Below are 19697 nucleotides of genomic sequence, written 5' to 3' on the forward strand. Positions count from 1 at the left end.
TGACCCTAAGAAGATGGCCTGTCATGCAGGCGTTGCCCCCTTTGAACACCGTTCAGGAACCAGTGTGCGTGGTAAAACCCAGGTGAGCCATCAGGCTCGTAAACGGTTGAAATCCCTGTTTCACTTGGGAGCCATGTCGGTCATCCGCATGAAAGGAGAACTTCAAGACTACTATCAGCGAAAGGTGGGCGAAGGCAAAAATAAAATGCTAGTGCTAAACGCGGTTCGCAATAAACTTATTCACCGCATCTATGCCGTTGTTAAGCGGGGCAAAAAATATGACAAAAAGTATGTCTCATCACTTGCATAAACCATAGAAATCCGTGCGGATGAATTATAAATGATGAATAGGCTCGTACAGCAACAATTCATCATTCATCATTCATCATTCCTATCACCACCCCTTTGCCAGCGTCCTGATTCGGCACAGATACATGTCAGCGGTGACGTAGAGCGTTGAGCCATCATCGCCCCAGGCGCAGTTGGCAGTAGCTCCGCCGATGCGGATATGTCCCAGGAAATCGTAGGGACCGTTTCCGGGCGTTGGGGCCAGTACCAGTACGCCACCGCCCCCCGTTACGTACAGGTTCCCTTCGCGGTCTACTTTCATGCCATCGAAGCCGCCGGGCAGATTCTGTTTCTTCATCTCATCGGGTCCGAACGCTACCCGACCTTTTCCAACCGACCCATCAGCCAGCAGCGGATACGCCATCACCAATGGGCGCATCGGGTCCGACTGGGCGACGTACAGTATTTTTTCATCGGGGGAAAGGGCAATGCCGTTGGGCCGGGTCAGATCACCCACCACAATGGACACGGCACCCGGTACGCCCGCGCGTTCGGGTCCTATTCGGTATACGCCCCAGCCGTCGGTTTCGCGGGTGGGATCGTTTTCTTTTTTGGGCATTCCATACGGTGGGTCGGTGAAGTAGTAACTCCCATTGGTATGCGCCACCACATCATTAGGACTGTTGAACCGCTTGCCGTTGTAATTATCGGCCAGGGTGCGTTTGCCGCCGGTGCCATCCATCGCCATGGCCGTAATGCGCCGGTCGCCGTGTTCACAGGCAATCAGTCTGCCTTTCGGGTCGATGGTCAGCCCGTTCGAGCCGGGTTCGTCACTGTAAGGGCCCAGCCCCGTGTAGCCCGACGGTTTCAGGAACGGAGTTACCCCCTCCTTGTCGGCCCACTTAAAAATGGTGTTTTGCGGCACATCGGAAAAGAGCAGAAAGCCGCCCATGTTCCCACCCTGATTTTTGACCCAGATAGGCCCTTCCGTCCAGACGAAACCACTGGCCAGCACCTCGATTTTGGCCCCGGCGGGAATAAGTTTATCCAGGCGGGGGTCAGCCCGAACAACCTGGCCAATGGAGGGCAACGGGTTAGTTTGGGCGGTAGCGGGGCTTAAGGTCGCTGTCAGGCAACAGGTCAGCAATAAGGATAGGCTTTTCATACGACATCAGGAATTTAGGTTCAATGGTACAACGAATTTAGGGGCGCAGCAAGTAGAAAAAAGGGATTTACAGCTACTTATAATTCCGCCAGAAACTATTTTCCGTTCACAAACCTTAAATTTATGTAAGAACGGTTTTCAGGTATGTACTTTTTACATCTCAACTGAATCGCATGAAGAAAAACAATAAACGCGCAGTGCAGTCGGCTAACGATACAAACAGTTCCCGGCGCTCCTTTCTAAAAACCCTCGGTCTGGCCAGTACAGCCGCAGCCACCGCTCCGGCCGCTTTTGCCAGCACACCGGTGGCAATGCCTCAGTACCTTAATCTGGTTCGCAGCCACTCCAGCACAGCCGCCAATGATAAAGTTCGTATTGCCCTGATTGGCACGGGCGGCATGGGTATTGGCGATACTCAAACCGCCCTGATGGTGGATGGGGTAGAAATGGTTGCCGCCTGCGATTTATACGACGGACGACTGCGCCGGGCTAAAGAGCTTTGGGGTGATCAACTGCCCGTTACGAAAGACTACCGGGAAATTCTGGAGCGTAAGGACATCGATGCCGTCATTAATGCCACCACCGACCACTGGCACGAAAAAATATCGTCCGATGCCATGAAAAAAGGCAAGCACGTATACTGTGAGAAGCCGATGGTGCAAAAGGTGGAGGATGGGCACACACTGATCGACGTGTCGAAAAAAACGGGTAAAGTATTTCAGGTGGGAAGCCAGTTTGCCAGCTCGTTACTCATTGCAAAAGCCCGCGAACTGATGAAAGCAGGCGACATTGGTGAGCTGGTCTTCGCCGAAGCCATTTACGATCGGCACAGCGCGATGGGTGCCTGGCAGTACTCCATTCCACCGGATGCGTCTCCGCAAACCGTCGATTGGGATACCTACCTTGGCAGTGCACCCAAACGCCCCTGGGACCCCCTCCGTTTTTTCCGGTGGCGCAACTACCGCGACTACGGAACCGGTATAGCCGGTGACCTGTACGTTCACCTGCTCACCTCGCTCCACTGTATTACGGGGTCGAAAGGGCCAAGCCGAGTCTACTCGTCGGGGGGCACCCGCTACTGGAAAGACGGCCGCGACGTACCCGACATTCAACTCAGCATTTACGATTACGCAAAAACGGCCGAACATCCGGAGTTTAACCTGACTACCCGCTCTAATTTTGAAGATGGGGGTGGCGGCAATTACCTGGTTCGGATTGTGGGTACGGAAGGTGACCTGTCCCTTGGCTTCGACAGTCTGACCGTACACCGGACCAAATTTCCGAAGGCACCGGGCATGTCGATTGACAATTTCCCCAAAGATCAGAAGGAAAAGTACATCGCCGAATACCAGAAAATGTATCCCGAAACCCCCGAACTGGTGGGTCCGAAAGAGTTCAAATACGCGTTCCCGAAAGAGTACAAGGGCGACCGTTACGAGCACTTTGTCAACTTCTTCAATTCGGTGCGTACCGGTAGCCCCAACGTGGAGGATGCTACTTTCGGTTTGCGGGCCTGTGGACCGGCACTTTGCGGCAACATGAGTTATTTCGATAAGAAAATTGTTGGCTGGGACCCCATCAATATGAAAATCAAGGGCGTCGTTTAAATTTGCTTTATCATCCTGTCATGCTTGTAAGCAGGGTATCAAACGGCAACAACCAGCCGTTTGATACCCTGCTTGCTTATTCCACTTTCACGCTCCCCTGCCCTACGCCCGGCATTCCGCTTATCGTTATTCCTTCGGCCCGAAACCGGATTGGATTTTTAGCATCGGAGGTGAAAAAGGAAACGCTGGCCTTGCCCTCCGCGTCGGTTTGTATCATAGGTGCCCAGAACAGCGTAGCCCGATAATCAGGTTGACGGTCCGGCGATCCGGGTTGTTCCGGTTTTTTTACATCGTACCGGGGAGCATAAAACTCCCGAACGGGAGCGTAGCCGGGCAGCTTGGCCAACAATGTACCGGGAGTAACCTCCTTCGTAAAATCATAGTCGGGTGCGCCCCGCTTGGTGAGTACCGAAATGACTCCGCCCCCACCCCGCGAGCCGTAGATAGCCGCCGATGCCCCTTTCAGCACATCCACCCGGTCAACATCCGACACCGGAATATTGATGACCCCCTGCAAATCGGTAGGCATTCCATCCAGCACGAACAAGGGCTCGACGGGACCACTGAAATTAACCGCTCCCCGGATTTGCACGCGTGCCTGAAAGCCGGAACCCGTTACCTGCACACCGGCAATCTGCCCCTGAATAACATCCAGAATGGTTTGTCGCCCCGCCGAGTTCAACGTAGTAAACTTAACACTGGCATCGGGATTGCTGTAAATCACCCGCGAGTCCCGCTCCACGTACTTTTTCGCTTTCACCGTAACAGCCTTGAGAAGTACTTCCCCATTGCGCCGAATCTGGCGTTCTATTTCGAGGTATTCGCTGGCCCGTTTCATGAACTCAGCCAATTCGTCGCGCTGAAATTCAACCGGGTTATAAGGTATTTTCGTCAGGGTAACGGTGGGTAACAGCAACTGATCGAGCTGGATAACCAGGTCGCGGTTGGCCCGGCCTTTTACGCCTTGTATGCGCACGATGGTCGTATCCGTAAAGTTGAGGTCGTAGGCCCCAAAATTACCGGCCTCATCACTTTCACCCAGCAAAAAATCCCGGGTGCTATCGCCTTTCACCACCATAAAATTCAGGTTTACCTTACCACCGATGTCTTTTCCGTTTGGCCGAACCACCCGGCCCGTCAAGGACAGGCCCCGCTCCACCGGGTGTTTTATGGGCGGTATGGTTCCCGCCAGTATATCAGACCAGGCAAAACGTCGCCAGCCCTGGGTCATCAGCAACAGATCCAGCATTATCCACCGGTTTTCGTGCGCAGCGTTGAAATACCAGGCGGGCTGCTCGATAGTGCCGGTCAGATCGGACGATAGTAGTAGGTGTGATACAATGGTAGCGCTGTTGGTGTCGGCTTCGGGCGCGAGTCGGGCATCCAGAGCCGCCAGCGACAGATTGGCCGCAACGGGTTTTCCGTTAGCATCCGTGGTGGTTAGGGAAAGAGCTACTTTCTCCCGGTTTTTGTACGTCTTTTTGTCGGGTGTCAGCGTAATGTTGATTCGCTCCTGCTGGTTCACAAAGATCAGCCGCTCACAGGTGGGCTTGTGAGTCTCGTCAAAAAGGGTCAGTTGGGCGATTCCTTCGGGAAATTCTTTTTTTGGCAATTGAACCATCAACACTTTTTTGCTGACGGGTATACTCACTTCATGAATAGGCTGGCCGCGCGTGTGGGCCAGGAGTGTCAGGGTAGCGGCTTCGTCGGAACTGCTCCTGTTATGCCGCACGTACACCTTTACCTGCTCTTTGGAACTCATGTTGTCAACCTGCATGATAATACCCTGTTCCTGCACTGCCGGTATGGAGTAGGGAATTACCGTTCCCGGAGCCACCTGTACAAATGCGGTATAGGCCTGCCCGGCTTCTGGTTTGACCGTAAAAAAACCCATACCCAGGTGACTACTGGCAAAACCGGTCACGGTATCTTTCTGCGTATTCAGCACAAATCCACTGACCGGCATACCCCGCCCCGATGGCCCAACCGCTTTAAAAGCTACCCGGCTCTCAATACCCGCTACCAGTTGCCCCCCTTCCGGCAAAAACTGCACATCGGGTTGAACGGACACAACCGTTGGCCGTACCGCCTGAGTGGCATCACCCCGTGGTAAGCTGGTTATTGCCCCATTACCGGGAAGGATGGTCAGGGTTTTAGTGAAATAATACGCGTCCGGCTCATTGCGCATAAAGTTCGTGTAGGCCCGTAGTTGATACGTACCGGCAACCAGCGAATCGGGCAGCAGCAGTTGGCCAGGTGCGTACCCCGCCGTGGCCCGGAGTTGCGTCCGTAGCCGGACCCGGCTGGCTACTGGATCGACCAACTCTACGTACAGTACCCGGCTAACGGTATCGTATTCGTGCGTTGTTCCATTCACTAGATAGCCTTTGAGCCATATCGTTTCACCAATCAGGTACGCATCGCGGTCGGTCTGGATATAAACCTTTTCGGTAGGTCGCTCCTGAGAGTAAGCCCGGAAGTTAGCGATCAGCCGTTTACTGAATCCATCGTCGGCTCCGTAGCGAAAAGCCACCAGAAATAGGCTGAATACCACCCCATAAGGGGTAAGTTTACGAAAAAAGTAAGGCGGCATAGGATAGATTTCTACTTGCTTTATGGTCATTTGGCCATGAAGCAACTAAATTAGCAGAAATCCCTTTTCGTAACCATGACCTTACCCATACAAAAAACGGCGTTGGTACTTGGTGCCAGTGGCCTCATTGGTGATTCGCTCACGCATTATCTCGTCGAGTCAACCTTCTACTCCAACGTTAAGGTGCTGGTACGTAAATCGTTGAGCTGGCAGCATCCCCGCCTTCAGCAAATACAGTTTGATTTCAAGAACCCCAATGGCTTATTAATCCAGGCCAATGATATTTTTTGTTGTCTTGGCACCACCATAAAAAAGGCGGGATCGAAACAGGCGTTCCGACAGGTAGACTATCAGTATCCAATTGACATTGCGCGGCTTGGCCTGGCCAATGGTGCCCAACAGTTCGCTATCGTTACGGCCATGGGGGCTGACCCGGATTCCCGTATCTTTTACAATAAGATCAAAGGCGAAGTCGAACGTGACTTGACGGTTCTCAACTACCCGACGTTCCTCATCTTCCGCCCTTCGCTCCTGTTCGGAAATCGCACCGAAAACCGGTTGGGGGAGCGGCTTGCAGCCGGAGCGATGCGCCTGTTCAACCCTATTATTCCAGCTAAGTACCGGGGTATTGAAGCGGACAAGGTAGCGAATGCCATGCTACAGACAACCCAGCAGGATTTGATGGGTAAGCACGTTTTCGAATCCGATACGCTACAGGATTTCTAAAATGGGCACCCAATCTACTCCTGCCGATGGTGTACTCATCCGGCGAGCCACCGCGGCTGATGCCGACTTCGTTTATGCGTTCATCTGTGCGCTCGAAGATACAACCATCGACCCGGGTAGATTCCAGGCCATCTACCAGTTGAATATAAATTTTCCCCCTGTTCACTATTTCGTGGCCGAGCAGGCGGGTGAGGTAATTGGTTTTATAAGTTGCCACACTCAGCATTTACTCCACCACGGCGGTAAAGTGGGCGAAATTCAGGAATTTTTCGTTCGGCCAGACCGGCGCGGGAAGGGTATTGGCCGGCAGCTTTTAGCGGCCGTTATGGCTCTGGCAACAGAGAAAAAGTTCGTTAATCTGGAAGTGACTACCAACCAAAAACGGCAGGATACCATTCGGTTTTACGAACGGGCTTCCTTTCTGCTATCTCATTACAAACTAGTAAAACCAATCAGGCCCTAATGCGTTTTCTTCTTGTCTGCATTTTATTCGTTGCCTGTTTCTCCGCTACATTCGGTCAATCACCGACACGAACGGATAAGAAGCTGGAGCAGAAACTTCAAACTGCTTTCGCCAACTTTCGGGGCGATGTGGGCGTGTACGTCCATAACCTGCGCACGGGAAAAACCGTAGCGATCAACGCGGACACGCTGTTTCCAACCGCCAGTACTATCAAAATCCCCATTCAGTGCGGACTATTCGACAAGATTCAGCAGGGTGAACTGAAATATGGACAGGAGCTGATCTACAAGGACTCCCTTCATTACGACGATGGCATTGTCGGCTCCCTGAAAGATGGCAGTAAAATACCCCTTAGCGAGGTGGTGATGCTCATGGAAACCGTTAGCGACAATACGGGTAGTTTATGGTGTCAGGCACTGGCTGGTGGGGGTTCCTCCATCAATGACTGGCTCGAAACGAATGGCTTTCACCAGACGCGCGTCAACTCCCGAACACCGGGCCGCAAAGCAAATCAGGCGCAGTACGGCTGGGGGCAAACAACTCCGCGCGAACTGGCCAACTTACTAACATACATACGGCAGGGCAAGGCTGTTAGTGTTGCTGCCAGCGACGAAATGTATCGGAATTTAGGGCGGCAATACTGGGACAACGACGGACTCTCGCAGGTACCGCCCGATGTAAAAACGGCGTGTAAAAATGGAGCCGTGAATCAGTCCCGGTCGGAGGTAGTGCTGGTACATGCACCGCATGGAGACTATGTGTACTGCGTGATGACGAAAAACCAGAAAGACGAAAGCTGGGAACGGGCCAACGAGGGGTTTGCGCTGTTACGCGCTGTGGGCGCTGTCCTCTGGCATCATTTCGAACCAAAATCGACCTGGAAACCGGCCGTAGGCTACGAGAACTGGTGGTAAGTGCTATCGGTAGTCTACGCTAAAAAAGCTATCTTTGATTAAGCCAACCGAAAGCTATTACAGTATGACAGCTCCCCAGTCTATCCCCAAAACATACACATTTGATGAGTATGTAGCTCTCGAGCAAGCCGAGGGTATTCGCTATGAATACTGGGATGGTGAGGTCATTGCCACGGACGGAGCTACCAAGCGGCACAACATACTTGTACAGTCTTTATCAAGGCTTCTCTACCCCTATGCTCGAAAAAAAGGCTGTCAGGTTTTTGCGGAGAACGTTCGACAAAAACTTAAGACAGGAGAACGGTATGTTTATCCAGGTATCATTTATACCTGCGATCCTGCCGATTTGGAAAACGATATGGGCGTGTGGGTCAACTCACCAAGTTTACTCATCGAAGTAGGCTCAAACGCGACACAAAGTAACGATTTTCACGAGAAGCGACCTCACTACACAAAAATCCCTTCCTTACTATATTATTTGTTAGTCTCCCAAACCGAGTACCGCATTGAAGTATTCGAGCGTAATGTCGACTTCTGGAAGTATCGGATTACCGAGGGAGTAGAGGCCATTGTCGACTTGCCCTTATTGGGTATGAACTTACCTTTAGCGGATGTTTATGAGGGGATCGTTACTGTAGAAGAATAGCCTTTTCGGTCACACCATAGGCATAAAAAGAGCCATCTTTCTCGCGAAAAATGGCTCTTTGCGTAGGTGTACAGTCGATTTCTTAATTCAGAAACTGAAGACGCAAATCGTTTAACTGGTTGCGGAGTGATTCGTCAACCTGCCGGTCGCCCAGACGCAGGACATAGCCACCAATCAGTTTGGGATCTATTTTTTCTTCCAGCTCAACCAGTTTTCCACCGGTTGTCTGCATAACCATCGCTTTGAACTTCTCCCGCAAAACAGGTGTCAGCGGCACGGTTGTTATGATGGTGGCCCGTTCAATATGGTTCAATCGGTTGTACTGATTGATAAACTCTTCGGCAATAGCGTCCAGAATGGCTTCGCGGTTCTTCTTGGCAATGATCTGAAAGAAAGCCATCGTCATAGCGTTCAATCGACCCTCGAAAACGGCTTTGATGATATTGTTCTTCTTCTCTGCCCGGACGATTGGATTTTTCATCATCAGCAACAGCGGCCGATTTTTAGCCACCGTTTCCTTGAAGAACTGCATATCCTTGTGAATCGTCTCAGTGAGACCTTTTTCCTGGGCCAAATCCAGCAGTGATTTGGCATAACGGGCGGCTACAGTAGCAACGGCCATAAGTGTATTTCAGTTAGGAAGTCGGTTAGTTAGAGAGTCGGTTAGTCAGTTACTAACTGATTGACTGAACAGCTATCCAACTGACGGACTAGTTTAAATGCGAGTTAGCGACCAGATCGCTTATCAATTTCTCCTGCGATGGTTTATCGCTCAACTCTTTACGGAGTACCTTCTCAGCAATATCGAGCGACAGTGTAACCACTTCTTTCTTCATCTGAGCAATCAGGGCCTGCCGTTCGTTATTCATCGACTCGCGGGCCTGCTCCAGAATACGCTTTCCTTCCGTTTCTGCTTTTTCGCGCGAATCAGCAATCATTTTGTCAGATGCCTCTTTGGCACCCCGTAGAATGATATCACGCTCAGTGCGGGCCTGTGTCAACAACTTTTCGTTGTCGGCTTTCAGTGCGGTCATTTCGAGCCGGGTTTTCTCGGCCAGATCGAGAGCACTTTGAATGTTGTTTTCGCGCTCGTGCAGGCTATCCGTGATGGGTTTCCAGGCAAACGCACGCAGAATCAGAAACAGGCCCAGAAAGACTATTACCTGCCAGAATAAGAGACCGAGATCGGGGGTAAGTAAATCCATTTGTTTAACGTATATAAAATCAATACTATCAGTTTATAGCAATCTTTTGCTGGTCAACGTTCGCCCGTCGGCAACCCCAAACGGGCGAACGTTTTCCGGGAAATCAGTGAGCTGGGATGCCAGTGCCTAGTGCAACCAGCAAGCTCGTACTCGGTGACTATCAGCTTGCGCCGACCAGATTAGGCCGTAGCAACCAGTAGACAAATAACGGCTGCGAACAGGGCAACGGCCTCGATCAGAGCGGCAATAATCAGCATGGCAGTCTGGATACGACCAGCCGCTTCCGGCTGACGGGCAATACCTTCCATGGCACTACCACCAATCTTACCAATACCCAAACCTGCACCGATAGCGGCCAGGCCAGCACCAATAGCAGCACCCATAACGGCAACACTACCGGTAGCTTCCAACAACAAAGCAAACAACATTGCAAACATGATAAACTAGGTATTAAACGTGAAACAAAAGATTGCAAAAATAGGTAAACAGGCAATTAATTAGCCAGGTAGTTGATTAGCTAAGTAGTCCATGAGTAGAATAACTAAGCAATTGATATCAACCAGTTGACTATACTCAGTGGGCTTCAGCTCCTTCGTACCCAATTCCATGATCGGCTTCGTGGTGGTCTTCAACGGCACTGCCAATGTACATGGCTGTCAGCAGCGTGAAAATAAAGGCCTGCAGGAAAGCCACCAATATTTCGATCAGATTCAGAAACAGGGTAAACGCCAGCACTACCGGGCTAATGGCAACACTCGTCATCATACCTCCCAGGTTATTGGCCATAAAAATGAGACCCAACAAACTCAGAATGATAATGTGCCCGGCAGTAATGTTGGCAAATAACCGGATCATGAGCGACAGGGGCTTCATAAATACACCCACAATCTCGACCGGCACCATGATGGGTAACAACGCCACAGGAACGCCCGTTGGCTTGAAAATGTGCATCCAATAGTGTTTGTTACCACTGAAGGTAACAATCAGGAACGTGATAACGGCCAGTACCAGCGTCACGGTAATGTTTCCCGTCAGGTTAGCCGAACCGGGCAACAGCCCCAGCAGGTTATTGATCAGTATAAAGAAGAACAACGTTAGCAGGTAAGGCAAAAACTTCGTGTAGCGAGGTCCAATGCTGGGTTTGGCCACTTCATCGCGAACGAAAAGGATAATCGGTTCCAGCAACGACTGAATACCCGACGGCGCCCGGCCTTTGTTTTTGGCATATCCCCTACTAACAGCCGTAAATACCAGCAACATAATAGCCGCACTCAGGAATAGAGAAGCTACGTTTTTAGTGATCGAGAAGTTGTAAAATTTAGCTTCCTCATCAACAACGCCGGCTTCGTTTACGCGGTGAATTTTGCCGTGTACGTTCTTGTACCCATTGTGTACTTCTCCATGTGCCAGGTGGGACGACGAGAACATCTCAAGCCCCCGGTCCGCCGAGTAAAGGATAACGGGCAGATGCAGAGTAACGCCATGAGCAAACTCCCAGCCGTAGTCATCTTTAATGTGGTGCATAATCATTTCACCAACATTAAATTTTCCTTTAGCGGCCGCTTCCCCGCCCAGCTGTGGTACGCCCGGCTCACCTTCCTGATGGTGCTCCTGTGCCTGAACACCTACTAACGAACTCAAAATGAGCGCCGTTACTACTAAGAATCTTTTAATTGACGAATGCATCATATGATGTAACCAATCCATTTTATGAATCGCGTCGCAAGTTACGAGTAAGGCTCCAAATCTCAAAGCCTGTGTAACATATATATAGTACAAGAAAGTCCAAAATAAAGGCTCGGCGCTGTTCAATATGGTGGAACAGAAAGAAACCCACAAAGGCAAGGCCCAGTATCAGCCGGGAAACAGTAGCGGCCAGATACAAGGGGATCAATCGTTCCTGATTACCCTGTAAACCAGTCTCAACCAGTCGATGTGTCAGGAGTGATATAGTTAGAAAGAAGCCTAACAGAATTTTCCAGTAAGGGTGTAGCCAGGGGGAAACAAAATATACGTCGGCTACGAAAAATCCAATTGCGAGTAAAATGGTAAAGAGAAAAGTTCGCAGCATGAAAAGAATAGAAACCGCTTACCGGCTCTTCCAGTATTCTATACAAAGCTATGGTATTTCGCCTTATATCGACGTTACTGTACGGCCAGATTTGTCCAGGTAACTGCAATATTGAAGATATCAGGGCGAAGTCATACGTTGTAGCAACATACTGAATATTAAAACACCTGATATTTGGCACCCGTAGGCAATTAAACCGTTCATCATTTTCACCTGACCTGAAACCCTTTTGGAGGTACGTAGTCAAGCGATTTACCAGGTTTCCCATAAAGGGTTTATACTCAACCCAGATACCCATTCCCAGTAAATCAACTTCAAAGGTGAACGTCACGAATACGGGCTTCTTTTTCGGAACATGTAGCGCATAGTGCTTAAGCAGCAATCGAATCAGGCAGATAATGCGTATGTAATCACTAAAAATCGTCCTGAACACCTTAAAGGAGGGCTGCTCCCCAACAGATGACCAATGACAATGAGTATCCGCAGTTCATCTTACACCGAGTGTATGTAACCTCCCTATTGAGTACAATTACAATGCTTTCTTATATTTGCACCATTATACTTACCTCCCGGTTCACAAACCTACTCGCTGCGGAAGTGTTGGTCCGCGTGCCAGTACCAATTCAAACGATACACCACGATTCTTACCGCCGTCCCGTAGATTAATCCGTACGCCTGTTAGCCCCTAAGGGGCTAACCGACAGTCCCATTGCATTCGTTTTCTATCGCCTACAGGCAGTTTTACTTTTTTCTCTACTTCTCATTATATGCGGTCAGTACTACTTATTACCTTTCTTTCCCTGTTACATATTGCTGCATCTGCCCAGAAATTAACCGGGCAGGTTATCGACCAAACGTCGCAGCAACCCATTGTGGGTGCCACCGTGCAGGTGAAACGCACGCAGTCGGGTACGCTTACCAATGCTACGGGCACCTTTACCCTCGCCAATCTCCAGCCAGCCGACGTCCTGACGTTTTCCTACCTCGGTTTCCGAACGCAGGAAGTTCAGTACACGGGTCAGACCAGCCTGACCGTCGAACTCGTTGCGGGGGTTTCGCTCAATGAGGTCGTCGTAACGGCCCTGGGGCTGGAGCGTAATGCCCGTAGCCTGGGCTATGCCATTCAGAAAGTCGATGGCCGGCAGGTCAGCGACGTAAAGGCACCTAACTTCCTCGACAATCTGGCGGGTAAGGTAGCGGGCGTGATGATCACCTCCGGCTCAACAGGAGTGGGCTCTTCGTCGCGCATCACCATCCGGGGCGAATCGTCCTTTACCAACAACAATCCCCTCTTTGTGGTTGATGGCATTGTGATCAACAACGCCACGGTGGTCAACCGGGTCAACGACGATGCCAACGGGTTTCAGGAAATCGACTTCGGCAACGGGGCCATGGACATCAACCCCGACGATGTGGCTACGGTATCGGTGCTCAAAGGTCCCGGTGCGGCTGCGCTCTACGGCACCCGGGCGGCCAATGGGGTTATCCTGATTACAACGAAAGACGGTTCATCGGCGGGCAAAGGCATTGGCGTTAGCTTCAACAGCACTTTCTTCACCGAACGTCCGTTCCAGCTGCCCCGCTTTCAGAACAGCTATGGGCAGGGTAACAGTGGTGCGTTCAAGTACGTCAACGGTCTGAGTGCGGGTATCAACGACAACATCTCGTACAGTTACGGCCCCAAACTGGACGCAGGTTTGCTTATTCAGCAGTACGACAGCCCCGTAACCCTGCCCGACGGCAGGGTCGTTCGTGGAGCCGATACGCAGGTGTACAGCGGGCTGCCCATCACCCCAACTCCGTTCGTGTCGCACCCCGACAACCTGAAAAACTTCTACGAGACAGGACATACAGCCATCAACAATCTGGCTATTTCGGGTAGCTACGACAAAGGCAGCTACCGGCTTTCCTTCACCGACCTGAACAGTCAGTCGACCATTCCCGGCGTTGACCTGAAACGTAAGACGCTGGCTGCCCGGTTGCAGTTTGAGCCTATCAGGCGACTAAAATTCAGTTCATCCATTAATTACATCAACAGCGGCAGCGATAACCGCCCTGCCACCAAGTACGGCTCGGAAAACACAAATTATGCCCTGAGTGCCTGGCTGGGTCGACAGACCGACGTTAACCCCATGAAGCAGTACTGGCAGCCGGGTTTAGAAGGTATTCAGCAGTTTTCCTACAACTATACGTTCTTCGACAACCCGTATTTTACCCTGTATGAAAATCGCAATTCATTCAATCGCGACCGGCTGATTGGGAATCTGGCCGTAACGGCTGAACTGGCCACCAACCTGACACTAATGGTGCGCAGCGGTATGGACTACTCGAACGAGAATCGCCAGTTTCGGCGGGCGTTCAGCAGCAACCGGTTCAAGAGCGGAGCCTACGCCGAGAACGCCGTTTTTTTCCGGGAAGTCAACACTGATTTTCTGCTGAACTACACCCGCAGCCTGGGTCCACTCTCACTCGATGTATCAGCCGGGGGAAACCGCATGGATCAGCTGGCCTCGTTTGACCAGTATCAGGCCCTGACCCTGGCGCAGCCGGGCGTGTTTAAACTCAACAACGCAGCCTCGCCGGTGGAGGTGTACCAGCAGAGTGCCCGGAAGCGTATCAACAGCTTGTACGCGCTGGCCAAACTAGGTTTCAAAGACGTGCTGTTTGTGGACATTACCGGCCGCAACGACTGGTCGAGTGCGTTGGCTACGCCCACTTCCACGGCTAATACGGCCTTCTTTTATCCGTCGGTATCGGCAAGCTGGGTTTTGTCTAACCAGTTTACACTGCCCGCCGTTATCTCCTTTGCCAAAGTACGAGCGAGCGTCGCCAGCGTTGGCAATGACACCAGTCCCTACCAAACGACGGGGGTTTATAACGCCCGAAACCCGGTTTTTTCGCAGCCGGCCTTCAGCGACCAGTCTGCCATTGCCAATACCAACCTGAAACCGGAGTCGATCACTTCACTCGAAGTAGGTACCGACGTCCGCTTCCTCAACGACCGACTGAGCGTCGACCTCACTTACTACGATGCCCGTACCAGCAATCAAATTCTGTCGCTGCCCATTGCCATCCCAACGGGCTACAGCGAACGGGTCATCAACGGCGGAGAAGTACGATCTATGGGTGTTGAAGCCGTAGTAACGGCAACGCCCATTCAGACCAGCCGCATCCGGTGGAACGTCGGTCTGAACTTCAGCCGCAACCGGACCACCGTAGTATCGCTACCCGAAGAGGCTGGGACCCTGACACTGGGCTACAACCGCATCTACGACAACGTGAACCAGACCGTCTGGTACCAGGTGCGGCAGGGCGACCGGATGGGCGATATGTGGGGTACGGGCTACCGGCGCAACGCGCAGGGTGACTTTATTGTGGGTAGCAATGGGCAGTACATTGCCGATAACACCCTGAAGAAGTTGGGCAACTACAATCCCGATTTCATCGTGGGTCTATCAAACCAAATCAGCGTTCAGAACTGGAACCTGGGCTTTCTTGTCGACTGGCGGCAGGGCGGTATCCTGGTATCTCGGACGCTGGCCCTGGCGGGCGTAGCGGGTCAGTTAATCGAAACGGCCGACCGGCCCGAAGCGGGTATCGTGGCCAAAGGAGTAGTGAATACCGGTACAACCGAGAACCCGACCTATCAGCCTAATACCCGCGCCATTCCGGCTGAAACCTATTACCGAATGTACTACGACCGGAACCACGAGGAGAACAGTACCTACAACGCATCGTACGTGAAACTGCGGGAACTGACCATCGGCTACACAGTGCCCGAAACAGCCTGGCTGGCCAAAAAGCTGGGTATGCAGCGGCTGACCGTGGCTCTTGTAGGGCGGAATCTGCTGGCTCTATCACACATTCCGCACTTCGATCCCGAACAAACCTCGTTCCAACAAAATCAACTTCAGACGGGTGTGGAAGACATGACCTACCCCACTACCCGCAACGTGGGCGTAAAACTAAACGTAAATTTTTAAGCCCTACAACTACCCAGGCACCTGACTAACTAACCATGAAACGGACGCTATATAGTACCCTCCTGCTACTCGCACTCGCTGGCTTTGTGCCGGGCTGTACGGATAAATTCCAGGAAATTAATACCAACCCCAATGCGCCAGTCGACGTACAGCCGTCGCTTCTGTTCCGCAAAATCCTGTTCGATTACGGCGAACAGATGTCGTACGAAGCCTTCGTAGCGGGCAACCTGCTGGGGCAATACTTTACAGCCATTGACTTCAACCTGTTTGACCGGCATAGCCTTAGTGAGCCGCAGTACGGCGGCAATCCATGGCCGTTCCTTTATACCAACCTGCGCGACAACGAGATTCTGCTGCAAAAGGCCCGCGCCAACGCTGCTTTTGGCGTCTACGAAGGACCGGCCCTGATTATGAAAGCCTACATGGCCGCCACGCTGACGGACCTGTACGGTGATGTTCCCTACAGCGAAGCCCTACAGGGAAAAGCGGGCGTTATTACTCCTGCTTACGACACGCAGGAGGCCATTTACACGGCGGCTGGGGGCATACTGGACAACCTCGACAAGGGAATTGCTTCTATCAACAATTACAAAGGTGCTACGGCCCTGGATGGTGATATTCTGTACGGCGGCAATCGCAGCAAGTGGATATTGTTTGCCAATTCCCTGAAGATTAAGTCGCTGATGCGCATTTCGGGGAAGGTAAACGTGAAAGACGCGCTGCAAAAAGTGTTCACGGAAGGCAACTTCATCAAGGCCAATACGGACAATGCCGTGTATCGGTTCTCGCTATCGCAGCCAAACAACTTCCGCATGTCCACGGCTCGCATTGGCGATTACAACCTGTTCATCATGTCAAAAACCAGTGAGGAACTCCTGACCACGCTGAACGACCCGCGCATTGGGGTGTACTTCCGGCCTACCTCGGGCAAACCGGGTACCTACAAGGGCCTGCTCAACGGACCTGATGCGTCGAAACTCTCTATCTCATTAGCCGATTATTCGTTTACGGGAACTATATTTCGGGAAGAGTCGGACAAGCTGTATGCTAACTACATGACGGCCTACGAAACCAGTTTATGGCTGGCCGAAGCCGCCGAGCGGGGTCTGGTAGCGGCCCCGGCCAAAGAATGGTACGAACGCGGCATCACCCAGGCTTTCGATTACTGGCGGACAACGCTACCAGCCAATTACCTGACCAGTAGCCTGGTGGCGTACGGACAGAATGGCCAAAACCCGGTTGAGCAGATTCTGACCCAAAAATGGCTGGGCAACATCAACAACGGCTACGAAGGCTGGACGGAGTACCGCCGAACTGGTTTCCCGCGTCTGAAAACGATTTCGGCCAGCCTGAATAATGGACTGATTCCCGCCCGCATGCCCTATCCCGGTACCGAGAGCGCCCTAAACACAGTACAGTACAAAAAAGCTGCCGACAAGACCCAGAGCAACAGTATCAACGTGCCCGTATGGTGGGCTACCCGCTAATTCCTCCGCATGACCACAACCCTGTTGCAATGGGCGCTGGTACTGGCGTCGAGTATTACGCTGTATTTCGTATCGCCCCTGTCCCGGACCGCGCCCGAATTTTTTAAAGGAGCTCGTAAAGAGCGCAGTCCGAATACCATTTTCCTGACGAGTAGCCTGGTCATTTCCTGGCTGTTTGCCAAGTCGATTACCAATGCTGCTAATCTCGGTAATAGCTTTGGACTGGTGGGGGGCGTGGCTTATGCAGGGTATTACCTGTCGTTTCTGGTAGCTGGTTTTGTCATCGTATCAATGCGCAATAAAGGTGGCTACCGCAGCATTCACCATTTTCTTAAGTCGAAGTTTGGGGGGAGTGCGGTAGTAGTGTTTACATTCCTGATTATCATTCGGCTGTACAACGAAATATGGTCCAACACCATCGTTATCGGCTCTTATTTCGGGGCGCAGGGCACTACCGATTACTACGTGGCCATTCTGGTTTTTACCCTGCTAACGCTGGCCTACACGCTGAAGGGTGGCATGAGCAGCTCCATCATGACCGACGTAATTCAACTGGCGCTGTTTATGGTATTGCTGACGGTTATTCTGGGCTTCATTCTGCCGCAGTACGGCGGTAGCCTTAGGCCTTTTCTGAGCAGCGGACGCTGGGAACTGAGTCAGGGTGTCGATTTGCTGCTGGTGGCGTTGGTGCAGTGTTTCAGCTACCCATTTCACGACCCCGTCCTGACCGACCGGGGATTTATTTCCGACACCCGTACCACGCTGAAAGCGTATTGCTGGGCCGGTGGCATCGGTGCCCTCTGCATCATCTTCTTCAGCTTCGTGGGCATCTTTGCCAAACTTAACGCCCTGACGGGTGAAGCACCGGTGGCTGTGGCCCGGTATTTTGGCGTACCGATGTTGCTGCTGATGAACCTCATCATGGTCACCTCGGCGTCCTCAACCCTCGATTCGGCCATGGCGTCGTTCTCCAAGCTAATCAGCATCGACCTGAGTAAAGCCGCCGTGCCGAGCGTAACGAAAGGACGGTGGGCAATGGTGGCTTTAACAGGGCTGGGCACTATTCCGGTGTTTTTTGACCCCACTATCCTGTCGGCCACTACCATTAGCGGTACGCTGGTGCTGGGTCTGGCGCCCGTATTTTTGTTCTGGCATATTCCCGTGCCGCGTTTTGCCTTTCACCTGTCGGTGGTGGGTGGGCTGGTGCTGGGCGGTTTACTAACGTTTTTACCCCTGCCCAACGCTCTGATACTGGGCGGTGGCAAGTACGGATCGTTGCTCAGCGTGAACCTGATTACATCGGGTTTTTGTTTCCTGGTTTTCGCAGGCAGTACTGTTTTCCAAAAAAAGACCTATGCCAGTTAGCCCGGACACGCATAATTTTAAAACCCGTAATGGAAGGCTGCTCGTATTTGGGGGCCCCTACTCCAACCTGCAGGCACTGGAAACGCTCAAAGACATAGCCGACCAGCTTGAGATTCCGGCTGGCAACATCATCTGTACCGGCGATATTGTAGGTTACTGCGCCCAGCCCGAGGAGTCGGTGCAATTAGTAAAGGATTGGGGTATCCATGCCATTCAGGGCAACGTGGAGCAGAATACCATCCGGGGCGAAGACGACTGCGGGTGTAACTTCACTGAGGGTGGTCGGTGCGATTTGTTCTCCCGCACCTGGTTCCCCTACACGGTGCAGGCACTGTCGACCCAATCGGTGGCCTGGTTGAGCACCCTGCCGCTCCACCTCTCATTCCGGTATGCGGGTAAGTCGGTAACGGTGCTGCACGGGGCCGCCACCGGCATCGCTGATTTTGTATTTGCCTCGACGCCCTGGCCGGTGAAAGAAACGAGTTTTGCCTATACCGGGGCCAATGTGGTACTGGCCGGTCACGCCGGCTTACCCTTTGCGGAGAAACAGGATGAACAGTACTGGCTCAACGCGGGCGTTATCGGGATGCCCGCCAATGACGGCACTCCCCGCGTGTGGTACCTGCTGCTTGATGATACCGATGACCAGTTCACCTATACATTCCATGCCTTCACCTACGATAATCGCAGTGCTCATCAGTTAATGCTGAACAATCAGCTCCCCGGCTCCTACGCACAGACGCTCCTGACGGGTTTATGGGACAACTGCGAGATTTTGCCGGACGCCGAGAAGGCGCTGCAAGGCAAAACGATTATGCTTGATCAGGTGATTCGCGAACAGGCCGTTTTGTAAACTGGCACCAACAGCCTGCTACTTGCTGTAGTCTGCGGGGTTTGGTCATGATTCCGTTTCATGAAAGCGGTTGGCTCCGGATAACGTCAGCAGCGTGACTAGTTCTCAGTTTTGATAAAGATTGACGGCGCATCATACCTAATTATAACAGACGGTGGATGTGGCATGTAACGAGGTAACCGATACCCTAAAACCAGCGTAAGAACGAGATCGCCCGGTAACTGAGTGGGGACTGCTACCTCGTTTATCCTGCCTACTTTCAAACAATTTCCACTTTTTTCACTCACGCCCGTAACAATTACACCACACAAAGAATTAAAACCCCGTTGAT

The 19697-nt window shown here is 52.0% G+C and carries 16 protein-coding genes; 10 read left to right on the forward strand and 6 right to left on the reverse strand.

Translation table 11 applies throughout. The annotated features are described in order from the left end of the window. Positions 1 to 310, forward strand: a 310-nt coding sequence (locus tag B156_RS0120700) for a transposase (protein ID WP_026260756.1), incomplete at its 5' end; no start/stop codon positions are given. 84 nt (positions 311 to 394) lie between these two features. On the opposite strand, the gene B156_RS0120705 is transcribed toward B156_RS0120700, so the two are convergent. After that, on the reverse strand, positions 395 to 1453 hold the full coding sequence (locus B156_RS0120705) for an SMP-30/gluconolactonase/LRE family protein (RefSeq protein ID WP_018621696.1): 1059 nt from the start codon (positions 1451 to 1453) through the stop codon (positions 395 to 397). 173 nt (positions 1454 to 1626) lie between these two features. Between B156_RS0120705 and B156_RS0120710 the strand changes: the two genes are divergently transcribed. After that, entirely contained in the window at positions 1627 to 3060 is a 1434-nt protein-coding gene (locus tag B156_RS0120710; protein ID WP_018621697.1) for a Gfo/Idh/MocA family protein, read from the forward strand. A 76-nt stretch (positions 3061 to 3136) separates the two neighbouring features. Here B156_RS0120710 and B156_RS0120715 read toward each other — a convergent pair whose 3' ends face one another. Then, entirely contained in the window at positions 3137 to 5683 is a 2547-nt protein-coding gene (locus B156_RS0120715; protein WP_245563794.1) for a TonB-dependent receptor plug domain-containing protein, read from the reverse strand. A 45-nt stretch (positions 5684 to 5728) separates the two neighbouring features. Here B156_RS0120715 and B156_RS0120720 point away from each other — a divergent pair, with 45 nt between their 5' ends. The 4 genes from B156_RS0120720 (at position 5729) to B156_RS0120735 (ending at position 8402) form a co-directional block, all read left to right on the forward strand. Then, positions 5729 to 6379 (forward strand): Rossmann-fold NAD(P)-binding domain-containing protein, encoded by a 651-nt coding sequence (locus B156_RS0120720; RefSeq protein ID WP_018621699.1) that lies wholly within the window; start codon positions 5729 to 5731, stop codon positions 6377 to 6379. 1 nt (position 6380) lies between these two features. Continuing rightward, on the forward strand, positions 6381 to 6842 hold the full coding sequence (locus B156_RS0120725) for a GNAT family N-acetyltransferase (protein WP_018621700.1): 462 nt from the start codon (positions 6381 to 6383) through the stop codon (positions 6840 to 6842). Then, complete coding sequence (locus B156_RS0120730) at positions 6842 to 7756, forward strand: serine hydrolase (protein WP_018621701.1); 915 nt, start codon at positions 6842 to 6844, stop codon at positions 7754 to 7756. Before B156_RS0120725 ends, B156_RS0120730 begins: the two co-directional genes overlap by 1 nt. A 64-nt stretch (positions 7757 to 7820) precedes the next feature. Further along, positions 7821 to 8402: a Uma2 family endonuclease gene (locus B156_RS0120735; protein WP_018621702.1), complete on the forward strand. Its 582-nt coding sequence runs from the start codon at positions 7821 to 7823 to the stop codon at positions 8400 to 8402. Between the two features lie 82 nt (positions 8403 to 8484). Here B156_RS0120735 and atpH read toward each other — a convergent pair whose 3' ends face one another. The 4 genes from atpH to atpB all read right to left on the reverse strand — a co-directional run bounded on the left by atpH (position 8485) and on the right by atpB (position 11296). Continuing rightward, positions 8485 to 9024 carry an ATP synthase F1 subunit delta gene (gene atpH, locus B156_RS0120740; protein WP_018621703.1) on the reverse strand — a complete coding sequence of 180 codons (540 nt, stop codon included), beginning with the start codon at positions 9022 to 9024 and terminating at the stop codon, positions 8485 to 8487. Positions 9025 to 9112: 88 nt separating this feature from the next. Beyond that, positions 9113 to 9607 carry a F0F1 ATP synthase subunit B gene (locus B156_RS0120745; RefSeq protein WP_018621704.1) on the reverse strand — a complete coding sequence of 165 codons (495 nt, stop codon included), beginning with the start codon at positions 9605 to 9607 and terminating at the stop codon, positions 9113 to 9115. 179 nt (positions 9608 to 9786) lie between these two features. Beyond that, positions 9787 to 10044: an ATP synthase F0 subunit C gene (gene atpE, locus B156_RS0120750; protein ID WP_018621705.1), complete on the reverse strand. Its 258-nt coding sequence runs from the start codon at positions 10042 to 10044 to the stop codon at positions 9787 to 9789. 136 nt (positions 10045 to 10180) lie between these two features. Beyond that, positions 10181 to 11296 (reverse strand): F0F1 ATP synthase subunit A, encoded by a 1116-nt coding sequence (gene atpB / locus B156_RS0120755; protein ID WP_018621706.1) that lies wholly within the window; start codon positions 11294 to 11296, stop codon positions 10181 to 10183. A 1149-nt stretch (positions 11297 to 12445) separates the two neighbouring features. On the opposite strand from atpB, the gene B156_RS0120765 reads away from it, so the two are divergent. From B156_RS0120765 to B156_RS0120780, 4 genes are read left to right on the forward strand one after another with little or no spacing between them, the layout of a single operon-like run. Continuing rightward, positions 12446 to 15661 (forward strand): SusC/RagA family TonB-linked outer membrane protein, encoded by a 3216-nt coding sequence (locus tag B156_RS0120765; protein WP_018621708.1) that lies wholly within the window; start codon positions 12446 to 12448, stop codon positions 15659 to 15661. Positions 15662 to 15696: 35 nt separating this feature from the next. Next, positions 15697 to 17148, forward strand: a complete 1452-nt coding sequence (locus tag B156_RS0120770; RefSeq protein WP_018621709.1) for a SusD/RagB family nutrient-binding outer membrane lipoprotein — start codon at positions 15697 to 15699, stop codon at positions 17146 to 17148. A gap of 9 nt (positions 17149 to 17157) precedes the next feature. Then, positions 17158 to 18513 (forward strand): sodium:solute symporter family transporter, encoded by a 1356-nt coding sequence (locus B156_RS0120775; protein ID WP_018621710.1) that lies wholly within the window; start codon positions 17158 to 17160, stop codon positions 18511 to 18513. After that, positions 18503 to 19366, forward strand: a complete 864-nt coding sequence (locus B156_RS0120780) for a metallophosphoesterase family protein (protein WP_018621711.1) — start codon at positions 18503 to 18505, stop codon at positions 19364 to 19366. Before B156_RS0120775 ends, B156_RS0120780 begins: the two co-directional genes overlap by 11 nt. Positions 19367 to 19697 lie beyond the last annotated feature (331 nt).

This window comes from Spirosoma luteum DSM 19990 (assembly GCF_000374065.1).
Taxonomy (GTDB): domain Bacteria; phylum Bacteroidota; class Bacteroidia; order Cytophagales; family Spirosomataceae; genus Spirosoma; species Spirosoma luteum.